This window comes from Nonlabens sp., from assembly GCF_965657255.1.
Lineage (GTDB): Bacteria > Bacteroidota > Bacteroidia > Flavobacteriales > Flavobacteriaceae > Nonlabens.
Genome location: NZ_CBFHNM010000003.1, coordinates 270506 through 290328, shown reverse-complemented (window position 1 = coordinate 290328; position 19823 = coordinate 270506). Strand labels below are relative to the sequence as shown.

Genomic DNA, 19823 nt, shown 5'->3' with positions numbered 1-19823 from the left:
TATCTTAAAAAATTATACTAGGTAGAAGAATGTAAATACAAATACCCAAACTAAATCTACAAAGTGCCAGTAAAGACCAACTTTCTCTACCATTTCATAACTACCTCTTCTCTCATAAGTTCCTAATAGCACATTAAAGAAAATAAGCAGATTGAACATTACCCCAGAAAATACATGAAATCCATGAAAACCTGTGATAAAGAAAAAGAAGTCTGCAAAAAGCGGTGCTCCATATTCATTCTCAGTAAGGTTTGCTCCTTCTACAACACCTACAGCATCTTTCTTTAATTTCACTAGTGCATCTTCTCTTGAAAGAACTAATTTTTCACTTGCACCAGTTTCTTCATTAAGAATTAACTGTTGTGTTCTGATAGTTACATTAGGATTTGCTTCAAAACCTGTCATCACCTCTTCTAATGTGAAAGAAGCATTATACTCACCAGATGATTGAAACCAGATGCCTTCATTATTTCCATAAGGAGCAACGTCTCTAGGTCCTACTTGCGCAAAATCCTCTAATGCGACTCTTTTACCTGTTTCTACATCGAGAAATTGAAGTATTTTACCACCTTTAGTTTTTACTGCGCCATATTCACCATTGATGAAATTTTTCCATTCCCATGCTTGTGAACCTACAAACACAAATCCACCGATTACTGTTAATAACATATAGAAAGCTACTTTCTTTCTATCCATCCTATGACCTGCATCTACAGCAAGTACCATGGTAACAGAAGAACCGATAAGAATAAAAGTCATTAATGCAACATAAAACATAGGAGCATCAGTTCCATGCATAAATGGAAAGTGATTAAAAACCTCATCTGCAATAGGCCATTCTTCAATAAATTTAAATCTCGAGAAACCGTATGCGGCAAGAAAACCTGTGAAAGTCAGTGCGTCCGACAGGATGAAAAACCACATCATCATTTTTCCGTAACTGGCGTTTAGAGGTTTGCTATCTCCACCACCCCATTTTTGGCCTTCGGTACCAGTAGAAGCTACTGTTGTATCCATAACATTAGATTAGTTGTAAGTTGTTGCAAAAATAAGTTAAAAAATGTACTTTCCAAATGCTAAAAACAGAAGAAGAAAAATCCATAACACATCTACAAAGTGCCAGAAAATAGCTCCTAACTCAAAACCTAGCATGTTATTTCTAGAATATCTTTTCGTCACCGCTTTAAATGTGATGATAGTCAGCGATATAAGACCTGCTACAATATGAGCAAGATGCGCCATTACTATGATATAAATAAAAGATCCAGCCACACTACTACCTTTTCCTGTAAAGAAAATACCAGCATCTGTTAATGAATTAAATCCATAAAACTGCATAACAACAAAAATAGTCCCTAATAAAAAGGTGATAGCTGTCATTAAAGATGCTCCAGATAAATTATTATTCTTTAAACTTTTTTTAGCTAAAAATAAAGTTAGCGAGCTCAGTACTATCACGCCAGTACTGTAAAAAAACTCTGATGGAAGTTCTACCTCTACCCAATCTCTACGACTGCTACTGATAATGTAGGCGCTAGTCAGTCCAGCAAACATCATCAATAAACTCATAATGGCAAACCACATCATTTGCTTTTTTGATCTAGCTATTTTTTCTTTAACAGGTAATTGCGTTATATCTATCATTTCTATCTTAAAAATTTATCTACCACGTAGATGATTTGAATAAGCGTAATGTAACTCACACTTACCAACATTAACTTCTTTGCGATGGCGTTACTACGTTCTTGGTACAATTTTACCGCATAATATAAAAACCAAACTCCTAGCAACCCAACAATAACAGCACTCCATACGGTCATATAAAGCTCTCCAGTAATGCCAAAAACTGGAATCAATGATACCATTACGGTCCATATGGTATATAAAATAATTTGAACTGCTGTTCCTTTATCTGCAGATCCTGTAGGAAGCATCTTAAAACCACCGGCTTTATAGTCGTCTTCTAGCATCCATCCTATCGCCCAAAAGTGAGGAAATTGCCAAAAAAACTGCAGCATAAATAAAGTACCTGGCTCGATACCAAAATCCCCACTAGCCGCAACCCAACCTAACATATAAGGAATAGCACCAGGAAAAGCACCTACAAACACACATAAAGGTGTTCTAGTCTTTAATGGTGTGTAAACTGCTGCATATAAAATAATACTTAGCGCCCCAAAAAAGGCAGTGGCAAAATTGATCAAATACAGCATATAAACACCACTCAATGCCATAAGTAGCCCATAAATCCAGGCACTTTGAACAGAAACTCTACCTGTAGGCAAAGGTCTATTTTGAGTACGTTTCATTAACGCATCCAGATCTTTCTCTATAATTTGATTGAAAACATTTGAAGAACCTACTAAAAAATAACCACCTACCACAAGTAAAAGAATGGTCCAAGGATCATAGGTGTTAGCAGCCAGAAAATATCCAGCAATAGAAGAAAACACGACAACTATGGAAAGTCTCGGTTTAGTAATCTCGATGTAATTTTTAATTACACTAGGAGATTTTTCTATGGCAGTCGTTTCACTCAAAAAAGCTGTTTTTTAAAGGTTTGCAAAGATACCTCACAGCTGCTTTGCCGCAAAGGTTTTATGTAGCTTTCAGACTATTTTATGATTATGGAGCAATGGAACCGTTCCGCTTTCGCGAAAGCGAGATCACAAACAAAAAAAGAGAGCTATAAAAGCTCTCTTTTTAATTTATCTGATGTCAGATCTTTTATCCTACCACAAAATTCACAATCTTTCCAGGTACAATGATCGTTTTACGAATTTGTTTTCCTTCCAATTGCTGCTGTACCTTCTCGTTTTCTAATACCATTTTCTCTAACTCGTCTTTTGAAACGTCTACTGGTAAATCTAATGTGAATTTCATCTTTCCATTGAATGATATAGGATACGTCTTGCTACTTTCCACTAAGTGTTTCTCGTCAAATACTGGGAAAGACGCCTCACTTATTGATTCATTATGACCTAAAAGTGACCACAATTCCTCAGCGATGTGTGGTGCGTATGGTGATATTAGAATTGCAAGCGGTTCTAAAACCTCACGACTATTACATTTTTGTTGCGTTAACTCATTAACCGCAATCATAAAACTACTTACACTGGTATTGAATGAGAAGTTCTCGATATCATCTTGTACCTTCTTAATAGTCTTGTGCAAGGTTTTCATGCTATCAGGAGACGCTTTCTCATCACTTACAGAAAAACCAGCATCGTTATGATACAGTTTCCACAGCTTTTTCATAAAACCATAAACACCAGTAATACCTGCCGTATTCCATGGCTTTGCTTGCTCTAGCGGACCTAAAAACATCTCGTACAAACGCAAAGTATCTGCTCCATACTGATCACAAATGTCATCTGGATTCACGACATTGTATTTAGACTTGGACATTTTTTCAGGCTCAAAGAAAAGTGGAATTGATTTCAACTCATCAATCTTATTTAAACCAGAAGAATCATAGAAATACTCAAAATTTTTAGTCGTATGATACTCTTTTAGAAACTCAGTTTTAATCTCAGCATTAACTACATTTGCTATCGGAATATTACCAGATTTTAATATCTCAAAGCACAAGTCGTATTTATCATAGTCTTTATTAAACTTTAATGACATTTTATATTCCTCTTCAAAATAGTTGATTACATCCTGATGTAAGTCACTTAACTTATTAGAGTCTAATAATCCTTTAGCTACTTTTTCATCAATCACTATAATAGGCGGATTCAAATCGATCTTCACTCTATCCTTTAAACTGATAAGTTTTGGTTTTATCATATGCACAAAAGCACTTTCCCCCAAAATCATCCCTTGATTGATCATCTTCTGAAAAGGTTCTTCTACCGTGACTTTACCTAGATCGTGTAATAATTTTACCCAAAATCTACTGTACAATAAGTGACCGGTCGCGTGCTCGCTACCACCTATATATAGATCTACGTTATTCCAGTATTCTTGTGCTTCTTTTGAAAACATTTCGTTTTCATTGTTAGCATCCATGTATCTGAACATATACCAAGAGCTTCCTGCCCATCCTGGCATGGTGTTCAATTCTAGCGGATACACACAATCACGATCATCCTCGTTAGAAACGACTTTGTTTTCTTGAGTGCACCAGCTCCACGTTGTCGCACGACCTAATGGTGGCGCGCCATCTTCTGTAGGTAGGTATTCGTCTACTTCTGGCAACTCGATAGGCAAGTATTTGCGGTCTATCATTTGTGGCAAGCCGTCTTTATAATATACAGGAAACGGTTCGCCCCAATAACGCTGTCTAGAAAATACCGCGTCACGTAATCTATAATTGGTTTTTCCTTTTCCAGCACCTATTTCTTCTAGTTTTTGGATGGCTGCGTACATGGCTTGTTTATAGCTCATTCCGTTTAAGAAATCACTGTTGCAAAGCGGTGTTTTATCCTTTGCAGCATAAGCTTCTTCACTAATATCTACACCATCAAAAATGTTTTTGATAGCAGGCATTCCTTCCTGACCGGCAAAAAAGTTAGCAAACGCATGATCGCGCTCATCACCACATGGTACGGCCATGACGGCTCCTGTTCCATAACCAGCCAAAACATAATCACCTATCCAAACCGGGACTTGCTCACCACTTAAAGGATGCGTAGCATAAGCTCCAGTAAACACGCCAGAAATAGTCTTTACATCTGCCATGCGTTCTCTTTCAGATCTTGCTGCAGTTGCTTTTTTATAGGCTTCAACAGCTTCTTTTTGCGCAGGTGTAGTAATCACATCTACTAACTCGTGCTCTGGAGCTAGAGTCATAAATGTTACTCCAAAAATCGTATCTGGTCTCGTTGTAAAGACATCTATTTTATGCTCATCTAGTTGAAAAGAAACCATCGCACCAACAGATTTCCCGATCCAGTTGCGCTGGATTTCTTTGATGGATTCTGACCAGTCTAGACCGTCTAAATCGTTCAATAAGCGCTCTGCAAACGCACTGATTCTCATCATCCATTGGCGCATTTTTTTGCGCACTACTGGATGACCACCACGTTCTGAAACGCCGTTTACGATCTCATCATTTGCTAGAACCGTTCCCAAAGCCGGACACCAGTTCACTTCAGTATCAGCAAGAAATGTCAATCTGTAATCTAATAATATTTCTTGTTGCTCTTTGTCTGTAAACGCATTCCACTGTGCCGCTGTGAATTGTCTCAAATCATCTTCTGTGGCAGCGTTGATAGTGGTAGTTCCGCTTTCGCGAAAGCGAGATTCCAACAAACTTATAGGTTGTGCTTTATCTGCATCTTTATCATACCAACTTTCAAAAAGCATGATAAAAATTTCCTGCGTGTATTTATAATAATCTGGCGAGGAAGTACGCACCTCGCGATCCCAATCAAAACTAAAACCGATACGGTCCATCTGATTGCGGTATCCGGCAATTTCATTTCCAGACTTATCCGTTCCTCCTTCAATATTTGTTTTAGTAGTCTCTGCAGGATGTTGCCCAGTTTGTATAGCATATTGCTCTGCAGGTAGTCCAAAACTATCATAACCCATAGGATGCAAGACATTAAAACCCTTGTGACGCTTATAGCGAGAGACAATATCACTGGCGATATAACCTAACGGATGCCCAACGTGTAGCCCAGCACCACTAGGATAAGGGAACATGTCGAGTGCATAAAACTTAGGCTTGTCCGAATTATTTACCGCGTTAAAGGTTTTATTTTCTGCCCAATGTTTTTGCCATTTTGCTTCTATTTCTTTGTGATCGTAGAGTAACATAGTTTGTTCTTGTAATAAGGCACAAAAATAGGGTGTTTACAACAATGATTAAACTATTCACGTTGTAATCATTAGTAGAAGATTTACTTTGTTATTTTTGTATCTTAAATCTAGTAGCGGTTAAATTTATGTCATCACAATCCAATTATCAAAAACGCCGTTTATTCAGCTCCTATTTCTGGGTGGTGATCAGCTTGTTTTTAGTGTTATTCATGCTAGGCCTTCAAGGTTTTTTCTTACTGAATAGTCAGAAGCTAGCCGATTATGCTCGTGAGCTTGTTCCTATGTCCATTTATTTTAAAGATACTGCAAAGGATGTGGAAATGCGCCAGCTAGAGAAAACCCTTCAAATGGTAGACTATACTAAAAGTGCTGTTTTTATAAGTAGTGAAGAAGGCGCACAAACCATGAAAGAAGATCTAGGAGAAGATTTTATAGCGCAATTAGATGGCTTTAATCCTATTCCTAATTCTATAGATGTGCGATTGAATGCCAAATTTGTAACTGCAACAGAGATTCAAGAAATTGCTGATGATCTAGCTGCAAAAGATTTTGTGCAAGAAGTAAGTTATGATAAACCGCTGGTTTCTTTATTGAATGAAAATGTAAAGCGTATCTCTTTCTGGATGTTGATCGTTTCAGGAATATTTGTTTTGATTGCATTTTTATTGATCAACAGTTCTATACGCCTAAGCGTTTATGCAAAAAGATTTACTATCAAAACCATGCAAATGGTAGGCGCGACAAAAGGTTTTATACGTAAACCATTTATTATGACCAGTATTAAGTTAGGATTGATAGCAGCAGTTTTGGCCCTAGGATTGCTAGCCGTTGTGGTATATTATGCTGATGGTTTTGTGCCAGAATTAGAAATTCTCAAGAATTATGAGATGTTAGGAATCTTATTCGTCGGTGTTTTAGTATTTGGGATTTTGATAAGTTTGATCAGTACATTTTTTGCAACAACTCGTTATTTGAACTTGAAGACAGATCAATTGTATTATTAAAGTGAAATTGAACTCGAAATTGAACTCGAAATTCAAAATAATAAAAACTCCTTCCCTAGATCGAAGGATTAGAATAAAAGAAAGTTAAGTCATGGGAGAAAGTAAGAACAGGAAAGTTGCAGAACAGGGAAACAAGGAGCATTTTGAAAACATCAAACCTAAGTTTGAATTTATCTTTAAAAAGAAAAACTATGTCTGGATGGTTATAGGTCTAGTAGTTATTGCTTTAGGGTTTACACTTATGGCTGGCGGCGGTAGTGATGATCCTGCGGTATTTAATGAGGCTATTTTTTCATGGAGAAGAATACGATTAGCACCTATGCTGGTGTTAGCTGGTTTTGGAATCGAAATGTATGCGATATTGCTAAATCCAGATAAAAAATAATGGAAACATTAGATGCACTTATTCTAGGTGCAATTCAAGGACTAACTGAATTTTTGCCGGTTTCTTCTAGTGGACACATCGAACTAGGAAAAGCAGTACTAGGAACAGATATAGGCAATAAAGAAGAAAATCTACTTTTTACGGTTATTGTTCATTTTGCAACTGCTTTAAGCACAATTATCGTTTTTAGAAAAGATATTATTGAACTTTTAAAGGGTATATTTTCTTTTCAATGGAATCAAGAAACTCAATTTGCTTCAAAAATTGTGTTATCTATGATACCGGCAGTTATTGTAGGGTTGCTTTTTCAAAAGCAATTAGAAGCTCTTTTTGAAGGACAGATCATACTTGTAGGTTTTATGCTTATCATTACTGGTTTATTATTATTTCTAGCAGGTAGAGCAAAGAAAACAGGAAAAGACGTGACCTGGAAAGATGCTATCATTATAGGTCTTTCTCAAGCCATTGCAATGCTACCAGGTGTTTCTAGAAGTGGTGCTACTATTTCTACATCTGTTCTATTGGGAAATGACAGAGCAAAAGCCGCACGATTTTCATTTTTAATGGTCGTGCCGTTGATTTTTGGTAAGATCGCAAAAGATGGACTTGATATTATTAAAGGTGATGTCGTGATAGACACTGTTTCTACCACACCACTTATTGCAGGTTTTCTATCGGCGTTTATTATTGGCTTATTAGCTTGTACATGGATGATATCCTTAGTGCGTAAGGCAAAGCTTCATTACTTTTCTTACTACTGTTTTGCGGTAGGAGTTATAGCCATTGTTGCTGGTGTAATGTATTCATAGACAGCCTTACATAATTACATTTTACTTCACGCTAAATTTTCTAGTTACTTTTGATGATCTAAAAAACAGATTATGCAAAGGATACTATATGTATCATTTTTACTAATAAGTGCATTAACAACGGCGCAACAAGCAACAGTTAAAGGTGCTTTTCTAGAGAAATGGAATAACTCTCGCGATTATATGATCGCAGTTGCAGAAGCAATGCCAGAAGAATATTATGATTACAAACCTACATCAAGGCAAAAATCTTTTAAAGAACAACTACTTCATATTCAAAGTAATATGAACTGGCTTAATTCATCTTATTTTATCAAAAACGAGAAAGATAAAAACAATACTGATTATTTTACCTTTAACAAAAAGGACACGATAGAATTGTTACGCAGCAGCTTTGACAAAGCATATGTTACAATAAGCGCAACATCAGAAGAGGAATTAAAGGAAACAGTAGCATTTTTCACCGGACCTAAAACTAAACTTCAAATTTTAAATTTAATGCAAGATCACGTGACACATCACCGTGGGCAATTGCTTGTTTATTTAAATTTAAAAGATGTTGAGCCGCCTTCCTATAGCGGTTGGTAACGATGGAGTTTATTGCATAAAAAACGGCTTCTATTTCTAGAAGCCGTTTTTAGTTATATAAAGTTTGTATTTATTACGCTTTCGCGAAAGCGAAACATAAATCCATCAATTCCTATTACTCAAAATCTGAATCTTTTACAGTATTAACCTCAACTTTTTTAACTTTGAAACCAAGATTTTGACCCATCATTTGTTGAGTGATAGTCATAGGAAACATTACTCCACTAGTCTCTTTATAGTCTGAATACTTAACCATAACAGCTACTTTTTGACCTTGAGCTTCTTGAGTTGTTTCTTCAGCTATTTTTAATCCAGTATTCACGTCATAAAATGCTTTTTTATTATCTGACCACTTGATCACATAAACCTGGCTTTCACCCATCATTTCAGCACCTTCAAGCATTGCTTTTTGTGAAATGTAAAGTTCTGGGAAGAATGTAGCCTCTAACTCAGCCGACGTTAAATCGTCACCTGTCAACTCTTGGCTACCGCCCATACCGCTTACTTTTCCTTTACCGTTTGCAACTACCTGACGCATAAGGGTATTTCCAGCCATTTTTAAAGTTTTAGCCATTTTATTATCTTTAGTACCTTTCATATCTAGTATGAGATCTCCTTGAGGAGTTGTATAAACTGCAAAAAGTGATGTGGAATTTAATGCACTTACCGCTTCTTTACCACCTATTGCGGTGATATAATTATCTAGTACTGTTTGAGCCGTTAGACCTGCAGGAATTTCTATAGTAGATGGACGCTCTGTCTCATTTGCATCTTTGTCATAGAACTTAATCGGCACTGTTTTACCGTTTAATTTCATTTTTTCAAGAGGTTCAAGAATATCACCTGCCTTACCTACTAATACAATACGCAAATTGTCAGGGCTTAAATATTTATTAGCCACACGCTTTACGTCTTCCTTTGTTACCTTATTGATATTTGTAATAAAATCTTTGTAGAAATCTTTATCTAGCTCATTTTTCTTAATACTAATAGCACGATCTGCAACCACAGATTTATCTTCTGATTGCATGATGAAATTACCTAAATATTTAGCTTTTGCAGTTGCAAGCATTTCATCTTCTACGTATTCATTTCTAATTCTATTGATTTCTTTGAATGTTTCTACTAGAGCACTATCGGTCACTTCATTACGCACCTTTGTAGTTGCGCTAAAAGTTGATTTATAGTTTCTACCAGCACCTATATTTGATCTCGCTCCATACGTATATCCATTTGCCTCACGTAGATTCATGTTTAAATAAGAACCAAAACCTCCACCGAAAATATAGTTTGCTACAATTACTGCATAGTAATCTGGATCGTTCATTTTCAAATCAGAAAGGCTCAACACAGCTAGTTCTGTTTGAACAGCGTTAGGAACATCGATCAAGTTAATTTGAGTCTCGCTAACATCTGATAATTCTGGAAGAACTGGTTTAGGAGCCATTCCTTCTTTCCAATCACCAAAATATTTCTTTACTAATTTTTTAGCCTCTTTCTTTTCAATATCTCCAGTAATAATCAAGTAACCGTTTGATGGGCGAAAATAATCTGCATAGAATTTTTTAACGTCATCAAGAGTTACACTATTCATCGTTTCTTCAGTAGCAAACTCACCAGCTGGATGATCTTTACCATAAACTAACGCGCCACGTACTTTACCAGCAATCGCCGCTGCGCTATTTTCTCCAGATTTTAACCCTTCAATTGCCTGAGACCTTTCAAATTCTAACTCTTTCTGAGTAAAATTAGGCTTGAACGCTGCTTCTGCAAAAAGAGCGAAAACTTCTTCTTTATACTTTGATAAGGAAGATGCAAAACCGCCACCAGTGCTAACACTGATAAAAGCACCTAGGAAATCTACCTTTTCATTAAATTCTTCTTTAGAAGTTTCTGTAGATCCTTTTCCCATCATTGCACCTGTCAAAGACTGCACACCTGCTTTACCACCTTCAAAAACAGGTGGATTGTTCAGATCCAGGCTCATATTCAATGTAGGAAGTTTTTTATCTGTAACTACCAGTACTTGAAGGCCATTTTTTAATTCAAACGTGTAAGGCTTACCTAAATTAATCTCTGGAGTAGGACCAGAAGTAGGCATCACCGATCTATCTATTTGCGCAATGGCTGTTGCTCCTGTAAGGAATAAGGCCATTAAAAATATGAGTTGCTTTTTCATTTTGGTAATTATTTTTTAGTAATGGTAAATTCGGTTCTTCTAGATTGCTCGTATTCTTCTTCAGAACATTTTTTTGATTCACAATCTACTATTGGATTTGCTTCTCCACGACCTACCGCTTTGATTCTATCTGCCGCAATTCCTTTTGCTAGTATATAACTTCTAACCGCATCTGCACGCTTTTGAGATAATGTTTTATTGTAAGAATCACTACCTTTTGTATCTGTATAAGTCTCAGCTAGAACTTCTATAGATGTGTTTTTCATCATCATATTAACAATACGATCTAGTTCTTTGCTAGCGCTATCAGTTATAGTAGCTTTATCATTATCAAAGTAAATCTTATTGATTTGTAATTTGTTATCTACTACTTTCACTTCTTCCATAGCTTCCTTCATTTCTTCTTCTGTAGGAGCTGATCCAGCTAAATAGTCTAACTCTAATCTTTGATTAGGTTTCAAGTAAGCATTTGCTACTCTTCTGATGTCTTCACGTGTGATACCTCTATAAATATCAAGCTCTTTATTGATCAAACTTGTATCACCTAATAACATGTTATAACGAGCTAAAGAAGCCGCTATTCCTTCTACACGAGAATTTGAGCTTACATATTGAGCTTCAAAATTATTTTGAAGTTTTTGATATTCTCTTTCTGAAATCAATTCTGTTTGAAGCTTTACAATTTCCTCATCCATAACCTCAGCTAATTTACTTAACGCTACATCACCTTTTGAAAGAGCACCCATTGTATAGGTTCCGTAATCCTGATTAGATTGACCAAAAGCTAGTACCTGAACTGCGATTTGCTCTTCATCAACCATTCTCTTTTGCATTCTAGAACTTGCTCCGCCTGTTAATACAGCAGATATATAATCGATAACATATGCATCACGATCTGTAGACTTTGGTGTGATGTAAGAGAAAATTTTTACCGGTATTTGAATATTCGCATCATATTCTGTTGCAAATCTTGTTTCTGTGATAGGGTCTTCAACAATCACCTTTCTTTCATTTCTAGGAGCTTTGTTTTTAATTGGACCAAAATAATCTTCAATCATTCTCTTTGTCTCATCAATATCAATATCCCCAGCTACTACGAGAGTAGCATTGTTAGGGTTATAATACTTATCGTTAAATTCGATAAATTCAGAAAGCTTTGCATTATTTAAATCTTCCATAGAACCGATCACACTTTGACCATATGGATGTTTCTTAAATAAATGTTTGTCAATTCCAGTTCTATAAATAATTGCCCCATAAGGTGCGTTATCGATACGCTGACGCTTTTCTTCTTTAACAACTTCATTTTGAGTATCTACTCCTATTTGTTCAATTTTAGGATGCAGCATACGCTCACTTTCCATCCATAATCCCATTTCTAAATTATTAGATGGGAAAGTTTCGTAGTAGTAAGTACGGTCCTGCGTTGTGTTTGCATTATTACTTCCACCATTTGCAGAAACAATATCAAACCACTTTCCTCTTTCAATATTTTCAGTTCCTTCAAAAAGTAAATGTTCAAAGAAATGAGCAAATCCAGTTCTTCCTGGCTCCTCATCTTTGGCTCCTACTTGATACATCACACCAGTCGTCACAACTGGAGCACTGTTCTCCTGATGTAAAATAACGTGAAGTCCATTATCAAGATCATACTCGGTATACTTTACCTCTTGAGCAAGACCTGTTGCCATTGCAAAAACAACAGCAAGACTTAAAACAATTTTTTTCATTTGATAGTTTTTATGTTTCTAATATAATGAGTGTCTTTTCTATATAAAACGTTACATAAAATTTAAAGACATCACAAAAATAAGCCTAACAAGCAATTTGAAAGTTAAAGTAAAATGAAAATAGCAAGATTAATGATCTGTTTTTGCGAACTTTAAATAAATCACAATTTTATTATGAAAACGACACACACTTTAAAATACTCTTTATTAATGGGAATAGCACTCATTATTTACTTTTTGATAATAAATACACTGGGATATGGAGAGCAAAGCTATTTAAGTTTTTTTAATGCAGTTATTGTAGGTGTAGGGATATTTTTTGTAATAAGAGATGTTTATAAAAATGAAACAGGTTTTAAGTATATGGAAGGTTTTGTAGCAGGAGTGAAATCAGGTTTTGTTGCTACACTAATTTTTACCATATTTATGGCTATATACTTATTTGAAGTTGAACCTGAACTTGCTGAGGAGTTAAAAAGTCAAATAAATACTGCTGGTGAAGGTGTTAGATTTTCTTTATTGCTTTTCATATTACTGTCAGGTTTAGCAACCTCAATGGTAACACCTTTACTTATATTACCATTATACAAAAAATCATGGAATACAAAAGAGGTGAGAACCAGGCAGAAGCCAATGAATCAATAAAACTATTTTTTATTGCATAATTTGTTGATAACTTTGGTAGTTAACGGAATAAAACTATATTTGCAGCCCAAAATTAATCACATTTAATCAACAATTATGTACGCAATCGTAGAGATAGCAGGGCAACAATTCAAGATCGAGAAAGATCAAAAGTTGTTTGTACATCGTTTACAAGAGGATGAAGGTGCGTCAATTAATATTGACAAAGTTCTCCTTTTAGGAAATGGTGACAACATCACACTCGGCGCCCCAGCTATAGAAGGAGCATTTGCTGAAGCAAAAGTTCTGGGACACCTTAAAGGTGACAAAGTAATCGTTTTTAAGAAAAAACGTAGAAAAGGATACCGTAAGAAAAACGGTCATCGTCAGTATTTGACTCAAATTCAAATTTCTAGTATTTCTGCATCAGGTGGAAAGAAAAATGAATCTAAGAAAGTTGCTGCTCCTAAAAAAGAAGAAAAAGAAGTACAAGCAACTACTGCTAATACTGATTTATCAAAGCATACAGTTGCTGAGTTAAAAGAACTAGCAAAAGAAAGAGGACTTGAAGGATATTCAGCATTGAAAAAAGCTGAACTTATTGAGTTACTAAGTAAATAATAACCTAAAAAATTAGAACAAGATGGCTCATAAGAAAGGAGTAGGTAGTTCGAAAAACGGAAGAGAATCAGAATCAAAACGCTTAGGTGTTAAGATTTTCGGTGGTCAGGCTGCAATAGCTGGTAACATCCTAATCCGTCAGCGAGGTATGACTCACCATCCAGGTGAAAACGTATATGCTGGTAAGGACTTCACATTACACGCAAGAGTAGACGGACTAGTTAAGTTTACTAAAAAGAGAAATAATAGATCATATGTATCTATCGTTCCTGTAGCTGAGGCTTAAGAACAACAACTATTACATTTACAAAAAATCCCAAATCGACTCAATCGGTTTGGGATTTTTTATTGATGGTAATTGATATTATACCCAACTGAAGTAGATCCTGTTCTATAAAAAGATCAAACGTTTTTTAATAAAGTTGAAGATCCTATTGATCCACCACTTAAATCTGATAAAGTTTTATTCAAAACTTACATTATATATATCTCTTCTAATTTTCAACTTTAAGGAAAACCAGAAAAACACAAACTCAATTTTAGGTTAAAGCGTCCTATAAATAAAGTCCAATGGTTTTCAAAAGATAAGAAAGTTTTATTAATACTATCCTATTTTTGATTACCTGGCTAATCCGGCTCTCGTTAATTCTACAATTAATGAATCACAAAAAGCTCCTTCATCCAGCTCACCTATGTTTGCAATTTGAATAGAATATACGTCTGACCATCCTGTTTGATCTATAATCGTAGTATCTCGCAGCGTGTTTAAACTATTGACTAATCTAGAAATAGGCCAGTCCTTCATTGTGATAGAGTCTACTGTAATTTTCAATCCTGCTTTCCCATAAACACCAGTTGCACTACCACCTTGAATAAAGCCACTTAGACTTTGGGTAGAAATATCTTTTTTGGAAAAATCTGTACTGCAAGAAGTTAAAACAGCAGCAAAAAGTAGTATAATTAGAAACAGTCTCATGTGTTTGAAATATTTAAAAATAACGAAGGTAAAGCTTCTTTATTCTAATTTCGAAAACAACTTTTAAAGTATATTAAAAACCTAAAAAACTATTCTTTCAAAAACTTTTTAACTTTAATCTGATTACCGTCTACAATACGCAAAAAATAGAAGCCTTTTGACAAATTTTGAATCAATATTTCATTTGAAGTTAATGATGCGTTCAAAACGCGTCTTCCATTTGTATCAAAAACAGAATACACCATATTACCATTTATTTCTGGCAATTCTACATAAAGCTTACTATTTGCCGGATTAGGATAAATTACCAATTCACTTGTTGCAGAGCTCTCTAGACTAGCTGTATTATTGGGCTCTGTGATTACAACCATTTCATTCACACTTTGTGCATTTATCGTTGATATAGCTCCCGAAGGCCAAAAGACATTAATATCTGCTACAACATCTGTCCCTAATCCAAAATGAGCATTTAATGAACCCATAAACCTAAAGCCTTCACCGCTTCTTATCTCTCTTATCTGCGTTCCAATATTTGCACTGTTCACCTCTATTCTAGCGCCTATTCCATTACTATTACTTCGCGTACCAATCAATTTTATTTTTAAATATTTATTGGTTCCTCCATTATTCAGATGAAGGTTCGCAGAATTTAGAACGTCCAGATAACCGTCATTATTTAAATCGCCTACAGCACCGTTTGATGGAATATTGTCGGTGAATCTAGTAAAAGTTCCATCACCATTATTACCCATAATATTTCCATCTGTTAAGATGTCAATAAATCCATCGTTATCAAAATCTGCCGCAACATTTTCAATATCAGTTCCAAGGGAGTTCACATCCGGTCCCATACTAGAGGTAACATCAGTGAAAGTTCCGTTTCCATTATTTTGCATCATTTTATGTCCTCCGTCGGAAAGACTACTAGCCCCTATGAAAACATCCATATCACCGTCATTATCATAATCTCCCCAAGCTGTAGACCAGGTTTGAATTGGATCAGCTAAATTCACCCCAGGAAGAGCAGCAACATTAGTAAACGTTCCGTCACCATTGTTGCGATGTAATTCGTTAATCTTAGCACTTGAACTACCTCCGCGACACTTTGCTATGAAAAGATCCATATCTCTATCGTTATCATAATCTATCCATATAGTTCCATAATTACCACCGTTAGCAACTAGACCTAAACCACTAGGAACACCATTAGGATCAGCACCTTGATAGAAGTTTAAGTTTCCATTGCCGTCATTGATGTAATATACATTTGGCGCTACATCATGGCATACAAACGCATCTAGATGACCGTCATTATTGATATCTATAAAATTTGATCTTTGAGAGAAAACATACTCATTTCCAGATATTTGAGTAAAACTAGTGCCCGTATCATTTGCTTTCATAAAAGTAACTCCACTTCCTCCTCCATAAAGAAGGTCTGTGTATCCATTACCATCATAATCAGCGGCAGCGAGGCTCCAAGTCGGTGTATTTACAGCATTAGTTGTTGGAATATTTACATTATCGAATCCTGTAGAGGTTTGATAATTAATTGAAATATTATCGCTACTTATACTAACAGTGTCATCGAGACCATCTCCATTCATGTCTACTGTAGCTCTATTAACTCCTAATTTGGTCAGGCTGGCTATACTAAAAGCAAAGGCTGAAGGAGCTGTAGCAGCGCTTACACTAATTTGAAAGTCAAAGCCTGAGCTGCTCCAACGATTGTCCCAAGCCAAATAATAAACTTCTCCAGCCGTTGCCGCAAATGATGTGGAAGATGCAAAATTATTTGATGTAACATCATCATTTCCTGCAACACAAATTAGAGCACCACAAGTTCCCGAATACACATGCAGTCGAGTGTCTGTACCAGAGTTTTGAGGCAAGTCTGAAGTTATATTTACAGTAAAATCAGCAGCAGCTGTATACACATACCACTCAGCATTGTTAGCAGTATTTGTCGTGCTTGTGGTACATATCGTATTAGTTTGATTACCATCTATTGTACCAACAGAATAAGTAGAATTGGTCACCGGTATTGCGTTTAAACAGCTATTTGCGTCCTGAGCGTTAGCAAAGTAGCTACCTGAAAAAATAAAGAAATAAATAAAGTATAGTTTGTTCATAATTAAGTTAATTTAATTGCAGTTCACATTTAAAGAATTGATCCAGTCTTCTATTAATTCCAGACCTTCTTCATCTTGAACCGTTCTACCCAATAAAGGCATTCTTTCTGATTCGTTGTTTGTATCAAACCTATAATAAATGGCTGACCTACCTGGGATGCCCGGTCGCACTATGTGCGTTAGTCCATTTCCTATATTTTCATCAGGCTCCTCACAGATCCCGAGACTTTCATCTGTAAAAGAACTTGTATAGTCAAATCTGATATCACGGTAAGAACAATGACCACCATCCATGTGACAATGAGCACAATTAATCTCCATATAACCTCTCACGCGATCTTTAAGTGAAATACTAGGGTTTTTCCAGTTTGGTAAAGCTGATATGGTTGCATTTGTTTCCTCTAAATAACCGACCTCTTGCCATTTAACAAGTTGATTTACATCAGTACCGTCTTGATAAGTCTTCACCATGTTCATGTTTTGAGGTTTTGGACCAATAGGCATAGAAGTATCATCACTTTTATGGCAAACTCTACATTCTAACAAATTGGGAATACGATAATTTATAGTACGCTGTACTCCTTCCTTTTCAAACGTAATTTCAGTAAAACTACCGTTAAGATCTAATAATGCTTCTGTTTGAGAATCATTCCATACATAATCAGCAAACTCCCAACCAGATGCTTTTTTGAACAATAATCTAGTTTCTATAATACGCCTCGTTCTATCCGGCAGCACATTTTCATAATAAAAGTTTTTAATTAAAACAGTACCTTTTGGGAAGGTAAGTAATTTATCATCTGTCTGATAAACTGCTTTAACTTCATTAGGCATCCATACAAAACGTTTTTTTATGGAATAATCTGTAAAAAGCTCATTGATCAAAGAATATTCTAGAACACCTATTTCTGGCTCTAATAAATTCATAGGTGATTTAAAAAAATTATAGTCGCTTAATTTTTGATATGGAACATTTTCTATATCTACAAGAACAGGTGAAATAACATCTTCAATAGGAATATACTCATCTTTATCACATGAATAAAGTGATAAGGCAAAAATTGCTAAAAGAATTAAGGATTTTATTGAACGCATTGGGCTGATTTAAAGATCGGTAAGATAATAAAAAATAACATAGTTTATATTCATCAAAATAGAAGAAATTTTAAAGGTGTTCATTTAGCTAGTTTTTATTTACAATGCCATATAAAAAATCCCGATAAAATGTAAAACACACTTTATCGGGATTTCTATAGTATTGAACTAAGAAACTAGGTTCTTATTCCTTTTAGACGTTTCTCGATCTTTTGTTTTTTAGCCGTAAGCAATTTCATAAGATCCATTAACTCCTCATCTTTTGTTTCTTTGTAAACCTCATTAAGGCCTAGAATAAGCTCTTTAGCTTTTCTAGATGAATGTACTCTATCGCTAGTCGACATATTACTCATCGATGCGCCTAACCATTCATTTGCGTCTTTTATTATATCCATTTTTTTCTTTAATTTAATCTCGCTTTCGCGAAAGCGTAATCATTTAAAATCAATTACGATGCCAAAAGTTAATCTATTTTTTTGTATATCCTAACAAATGGCAGGTATTTTTAATATCGGTAGTATTCTGGCTTGAAAGGTCCTTCTACTTTAACACCTATATATTCTGCTTGATCACTTTTTAACTCAGTAAGTTCAGCACCCATTCTTTCTAAGTGCAGGGCTGCTACTTTTTCATCCAGGTGCTTAGGTAACATGTATACTTCGTTCTCATAAGCATCCCTATTGTTCCAAAGTTCGATTTGCGCAAGTGTCTGATTGGTAAAAGAGTTACTCATTACAAAACTTGGGTGACCAGTCGCACAACCTAGATTTACTAGACGACCTTCAGCAAGAAGGATGATATCCTTGCCATTAATAGTATACTTATCAACCTGTGGCTTGATCTCAGTTTTTGTATTACCGTGATTTGTATTTAGGTAGGCAACATCAATTTCATTATCAAAGTGACCAATATTACATACAATTACTTTATCACGCATAGCTTCAAAATGCTCGCCACGAATAATATCTTTGTTACCAGTAGTAGTAATTACAATATCTGCGTTACCTACTACGTTTTCTAACTTCTTCACTTCAAAACCATCCATTACTGCTTGTAATGCGCAAATAGGATCAATCTCTGTTACTGTAACGATAGATCCAGCACCTTTAAAAGAAGCTGCGGTACCTTTTCCTACATCTCCATATCCACAAACAACTACACGCTTTCCTGCAAGCATGGTATCAGTGGCACGACGTACAGCATCTACTGCACTTTCACGACAACCGTATTTGTTATCAAATTTAGATTTTGTTACAGAATCGTTTACGTTGATAGCTGGCATCACTAAAGTACCATTCTTCATACGCTCGTATAATCTGTGTACTCCAGTAGTCGTTTCTTCAGACAAACCGTTAATTCCTGCTGCAAGTTCTGGGAACTCGTCAAAAACCATATTTGTTAAATCGCCACCATCATCAAGAATCATATTTAAAGGCTTGCGATCTTCTCCAAAGAAAAGGGTTTGCTCGATACACCAGTTAAACTCTTCTTCATTCATACCTTTCCAGGCATAAACAGGAATACCAGCAGCAGCAATTGCAGCAGCAGCGTGATCTTGTGTAGAAAAAATATTACAAGAAGACCAAGTAACGTCTGCTCCTAATGCAACAAGAGTTTCTATAAGAACCGCAGTTTGTATAGTCATGTGAAGACATCCTGCAATACGCGCACCTTTAAGCGGTTGCTCATTTTTGTATTCTTCTCTCAATGACATTAGACCTGGCATTTCTGCCTCAGCAAGTTGTATTTCAAGACGTCCATACTCTGCAAGGGACATATCTTTAACTTTATACGGTACGTAAGGAACTGTTTTTGTGCTCATAGACATATAGTTTTGGTATGATAGTCGTTGATTGTATTAGAAATCAACAATTTAAATACCTTTTTATTTATTAAATTGCGGCTGCA

Annotated in this window: 19 protein-coding genes; 8 read left to right on the top strand and 11 right to left on the bottom strand. The window is 35.6% G+C overall.

Annotated features, from left to right (window positions below; genetic code table 11):
- Nucleotides 1–12: 12 nt before the first annotated feature.
- Genes ACTF54_RS05605 through cyoE form a run of 3 tightly spaced genes read right to left on the bottom strand, consistent with a single transcriptional unit; the run spans nucleotide 13 to nucleotide 2540 of the window.
- On the bottom strand, nucleotides 13–1017 hold the full coding sequence (locus tag ACTF54_RS05605; protein ID WP_347196809.1) for a cytochrome c oxidase subunit 3: 1005 nt from the start codon (nucleotides 1015–1017) through the stop codon (nucleotides 13–15).
- A gap of 36 nt (nucleotides 1018–1053) precedes the next feature.
- A complete protein-coding gene (locus tag ACTF54_RS05600) occupies nucleotides 1054–1644 on the bottom strand; it encodes a cytochrome c oxidase subunit 3 (protein WP_438968911.1) in 591 nt (196 codons plus the stop codon).
- Nucleotides 1645–1646: 2 nt separating this feature from the next.
- On the bottom strand, nucleotides 1647–2540 hold the full coding sequence (gene cyoE / locus ACTF54_RS05595) for a heme o synthase (protein WP_347196811.1): 894 nt from the start codon (nucleotides 2538–2540) through the stop codon (nucleotides 1647–1649).
- Between the two features lie 20 nt (nucleotides 2541–2560).
- On the opposite strand from cyoE, the gene ACTF54_RS05590 reads away from it, so the two are divergent.
- Nucleotides 2561–2692 (top strand): hypothetical protein, encoded by a 132-nt coding sequence (locus ACTF54_RS05590; RefSeq protein ID WP_438968910.1) that lies wholly within the window; start codon nucleotides 2561–2563, stop codon nucleotides 2690–2692.
- A 35-nt stretch (nucleotides 2693–2727) separates the two neighbouring features.
- On the opposite strand, the gene ACTF54_RS05585 is transcribed toward ACTF54_RS05590, so the two are convergent.
- Nucleotides 2728–5769 (bottom strand): leucine--tRNA ligase, encoded by a 3042-nt coding sequence (locus ACTF54_RS05585; RefSeq protein WP_438968909.1) that lies wholly within the window; start codon nucleotides 5767–5769, stop codon nucleotides 2728–2730.
- 128 nt (nucleotides 5770–5897) lie between these two features.
- On the opposite strand from ACTF54_RS05585, the gene ACTF54_RS05580 reads away from it, so the two are divergent.
- The 4 genes from ACTF54_RS05580 (at nucleotide 5898) to ACTF54_RS05565 (ending at nucleotide 8558) form a co-directional block, all read left to right on the top strand.
- Complete coding sequence (locus ACTF54_RS05580; RefSeq protein WP_438968908.1) at nucleotides 5898–6776, top strand: cell division protein FtsX; 879 nt, start codon at nucleotides 5898–5900, stop codon at nucleotides 6774–6776.
- Nucleotides 6777–6867: 91 nt separating this feature from the next.
- On the top strand, nucleotides 6868–7161 hold the full coding sequence (locus ACTF54_RS05575; protein WP_347197320.1) for a DUF3098 domain-containing protein: 294 nt from the start codon (nucleotides 6868–6870) through the stop codon (nucleotides 7159–7161).
- Entirely contained in the window at nucleotides 7161–7970 is an 810-nt protein-coding gene (locus ACTF54_RS05570) for an undecaprenyl-diphosphate phosphatase (protein WP_347197321.1), read from the top strand. Before ACTF54_RS05575 ends, ACTF54_RS05570 begins: the two co-directional genes overlap by 1 nt.
- 72 nt (nucleotides 7971–8042) lie before the next feature.
- Nucleotides 8043–8558 (top strand): DinB family protein, encoded by a 516-nt coding sequence (locus tag ACTF54_RS05565; protein WP_438968907.1) that lies wholly within the window; start codon nucleotides 8043–8045, stop codon nucleotides 8556–8558.
- Nucleotides 8559–8673: 115 nt separating this feature from the next.
- On the opposite strand, the gene ACTF54_RS05560 is transcribed toward ACTF54_RS05565, so the two are convergent.
- Both ACTF54_RS05560 and ACTF54_RS05555 read right to left on the bottom strand, forming a co-directional pair.
- Nucleotides 8674–10737, bottom strand: a complete 2064-nt coding sequence (locus tag ACTF54_RS05560) for a M16 family metallopeptidase (protein WP_347197323.1) — start codon at nucleotides 10735–10737, stop codon at nucleotides 8674–8676.
- 8 nt (nucleotides 10738–10745) lie between these two features.
- Nucleotides 10746–12467 (bottom strand): insulinase family protein, encoded by a 1722-nt coding sequence (locus ACTF54_RS05555; RefSeq protein WP_347197324.1) that lies wholly within the window; start codon nucleotides 12465–12467, stop codon nucleotides 10746–10748.
- Between the two features lie 174 nt (nucleotides 12468–12641).
- Between ACTF54_RS05555 and ACTF54_RS05550 the strand changes: the two genes are divergently transcribed.
- The 3 genes from ACTF54_RS05550 to rpmA all read left to right on the top strand — a co-directional run bounded on the left by ACTF54_RS05550 (nucleotide 12642) and on the right by rpmA (nucleotide 13998).
- Entirely contained in the window at nucleotides 12642–13112 is a 471-nt protein-coding gene (locus ACTF54_RS05550; protein ID WP_347197325.1) for a DUF4199 domain-containing protein, read from the top strand.
- Nucleotides 13113–13208: 96 nt separating this feature from the next.
- Complete coding sequence (gene rplU / locus ACTF54_RS05545) at nucleotides 13209–13712, top strand: 50S ribosomal protein L21 (protein ID WP_347197326.1); 504 nt, start codon at nucleotides 13209–13211, stop codon at nucleotides 13710–13712.
- 22 nt (nucleotides 13713–13734) lie between these two features.
- Complete coding sequence (gene rpmA / locus ACTF54_RS05540) at nucleotides 13735–13998, top strand: 50S ribosomal protein L27 (protein WP_347197327.1); 264 nt, start codon at nucleotides 13735–13737, stop codon at nucleotides 13996–13998.
- Nucleotides 13999–14331: 333 nt separating this feature from the next.
- Here the strand turns inward: rpmA and ACTF54_RS05535 are convergent, their stop codons facing one another.
- From ACTF54_RS05535 to ahcY, 5 genes are all read right to left on the bottom strand, one after another.
- Nucleotides 14332–14688: a hypothetical protein gene (locus ACTF54_RS05535; RefSeq protein ID WP_347197328.1), complete on the bottom strand. Its 357-nt coding sequence runs from the start codon at nucleotides 14686–14688 to the stop codon at nucleotides 14332–14334.
- Between the two features lie 89 nt (nucleotides 14689–14777).
- Nucleotides 14778–16820, bottom strand: a complete 2043-nt coding sequence (locus ACTF54_RS05530; protein ID WP_347197329.1) for an FG-GAP-like repeat-containing protein — start codon at nucleotides 16818–16820, stop codon at nucleotides 14778–14780.
- A gap of 12 nt (nucleotides 16821–16832) precedes the next feature.
- Nucleotides 16833–17915, bottom strand: coding sequence for a hypothetical protein (locus ACTF54_RS05525; protein ID WP_347197330.1), 1083 nt, complete (start codon nucleotides 17913–17915; stop codon nucleotides 16833–16835).
- 176 nt (nucleotides 17916–18091) lie between these two features.
- Nucleotides 18092–18310 (bottom strand): hypothetical protein, encoded by a 219-nt coding sequence (locus ACTF54_RS05520; protein WP_347197331.1) that lies wholly within the window; start codon nucleotides 18308–18310, stop codon nucleotides 18092–18094.
- Between the two features lie 110 nt (nucleotides 18311–18420).
- Nucleotides 18421–19737, bottom strand: coding sequence for an adenosylhomocysteinase (ahcY, locus tag ACTF54_RS05515; RefSeq protein WP_347197332.1), 1317 nt, complete (start codon nucleotides 19735–19737; stop codon nucleotides 18421–18423).
- Nucleotides 19738–19823 lie beyond the last annotated feature (86 nt).